This window comes from Arthrobacter sp. 05T47 (assembly GCF_056395825.1).
Genome location: NZ_JBFTKG010000106.1, coordinates 1 through 2,140, shown reverse-complemented (window position 1 = coordinate 2,140; position 2,140 = coordinate 1). Strand labels below are relative to the sequence as shown.

Here is a 2,140-nt window from a genome sequence, read left to right as displayed (position 1 = left end):
GCCTGCCGGGCCGGTGCCTTGCCCCGGAAGGGACGAACTGGCCCAGCCGGTCCTCGCACAAGCCCCGGAATCCGAGTGCATCAACGAAAGACGTCAGCACGTTCAGGCCTGCGTGGGAGACCAGCGACTGGCCGGTGAGCGCAACGGGAACAGAGTGAAAAACTCCGGTATTCTTGGACATCAGAAAGGTGCTTCTTTCTGCCAGGGTGGTTAGTGCGTCAACAACACTATTTTCCCAGCCTCAGAAGCACCTTTCGTCGTTTAACACGAGACGGCCAACCTCATGAAATCGCCGGGTTAGGAATCTTCCGGGTGGTGGCGTGCCTCTTCCTGGGAGCGGTTATGCCCCTGGTCATCACGCTCGTGGCCGAGTTCGCACCTGAAAAGCGGAAATCCGCCATTGTGGCAATCACGTTCACTGGTTTCCCACTAGGGACAGTAAACACCGGCTTCCTGGCATTAACCACTATTCCCACCCTCGGCTGTCAGTGGCTGCTCGGGACCGGAACAGTCCTTGAACTGATTCTTCTCAGGAGGGCTCATAAGAATTTTTGTCTGTCTTCTTCTCAGGGTGCTAATTGCCGGTTGTTGTCCAGGCAACCAGCGCTAGGTCTAGTTCATGCGTCTGCCCGTACGGCACAGTCGGAGATAGGGCGACGGGTGAATTTGGCGTAATGATTGCGGGTGACGAGCAGGACGCAGGATTTTTCAGCTTTGACTGCCCGTTGCTTCATGGTTCAGATTCCGGGCGTCAGTTAGAGACAGCCAGGTGACGCGTTAGGCGGCGTGAGCGGCCTTTGCTGCCGCCCACGCGGACCCAGGATTAGCGCGGTTTGGATGCTTGTCGAGGAGGGCGGCATATAGCTCCGCGCAGGTTGTGGTGGCTTCGCGCAACACGTCGAAATCTTCAAGGTAGGACAATGTTTCTGCGATATCGGTCGGATCATCCGGGTAGTCGCTGTGTTTATGCCCTGCCACCACAGCCCTGGCGTCGAGTCTGGACAGTTGCTCAAGGGCAGATCGCCAATTGTCCCGCGATAAGGGGGTGGTCTCCGCGAGGTACGGGTGCGTGTGATTGTAAACAACATCGCCGGCGACGAGCAAACTCAAACTAGGTACCCAGACGGCAGTGGTGTCTTCGGTGTCCGTGAAGCCCGTTGGAATGATTTGGAGTTCATGGCCATGAAGTTCCAGGACCGGCGAATCGATGACAGTGGGCACTTGCAGCGGAGACGGGATCTCACCGGGGAACAGCATGCCCCAGAACGCCGTCAGCATCTCGGGCGAGGCGTGCTTCTTAGCCTGCCGGACGGTTCCGGAGGTTGCGACGGCAGTGGCTTCCTTGAACCGGTGGAGCAGCTGGCCGATGCCGAAGAAGTGGTCCCCATGCCCATGGGTGGAGTAAATTCGAACCAAGTTGCGGTCGAAAGAGGCAACCCACTCGACCAGCCTTTCGTTTTGCGCCGTCGTCGTGAAGGTATCGATCAAGATCGCGTCACGTGAGCCGTAGAGCAGGGTTGACGTATTGGTTACCCACTGAAGATCGGCAGGCCCATACGGGAGGTCTCGGGTAAGAGAGGGGCGACGGTCGACGAGAACGGCATACTTCAAGCTCTCGTCATTGCTTTGAGGTTGCTGGGTGATCATTTTTCTCCCTTTTGCTGCTGGACTGTCGCGAAAGGCTGCCGCGGCTTCAGGTTTGTCCGCTCGTGACGATGTCGTTCCTCAGCCGGCTGGTCATATCGAGCTCGGCGATGGTGCCTTGAGGCACCTCATTGCTCAGCTCGACGGTGAAGGTCCCGAACGCATGGCGCGTCACGAGAATCCCGTGTCCCGGCCTGGCGACAGCATGCTGAACGGCCTCGTTGACAATGCGGTCGAGCTCGCCCTCTAGCGCGGTCCGGCTGTCGMTCTTGAGAGTTGCCGGGTAGCTTCCGGTCTCGAACATGTGCTTGGTCCCTTCTGTTTGCCCGGGAAGAACCGAGGCTGGCTGTCGCCTCGATGTCTCAGGTCCCCGGCGGCAGCGCAGTWGCGACGCCGACGAGTCCAAGGCCGCTACTCCCCGCGGAGACAGGGAAGTGCCTGGTTCTTCCCTGTCCCCGCACGAGGTCGCAACGGCCCGCAGCGGTTTCTATCCAAC

2 protein-coding genes and 1 pseudogene are annotated in these 2,140 nt (G+C 59.1%); all 3 read right to left on the bottom strand.

Annotated elements, in window-relative coordinates; genetic code table 11:
* Window positions 1-181, bottom strand: a pseudogene (locus tag AC1DEY_RS23015) (IS1380 family transposase); the annotation flags it as partial.
* 596 nt (window positions 182-777) lie between these two features.
* The gene (locus AC1DEY_RS23010) at window positions 778-1,647 is read right to left on the bottom strand and encodes an MBL fold metallo-hydrolase (protein WP_476870019.1); all 870 of its coding nucleotides are present in this window, start codon (window positions 1,645-1,647) and stop codon (window positions 778-780) included.
* 46 nt (window positions 1,648-1,693) lie between these two features.
* Window positions 1,694-1,948 (bottom strand): hypothetical protein, encoded by a 255-nt coding sequence (locus AC1DEY_RS23005; RefSeq protein ID WP_476870018.1) that lies wholly within the window; start codon window positions 1,946-1,948, stop codon window positions 1,694-1,696.
* Between the last annotated feature and the right edge of the window lie 192 nt (window positions 1,949-2,140).

Bases quoted from the DNA above. Each gene is read 5' to 3' on its own strand.
- AC1DEY_RS23010 (WP_476870019.1), bottom strand. From the start codon at position 1,647: ATGATCACCCAGCAACCTCAAAGCAATGACGAGAGCTTGAAGTATGCC.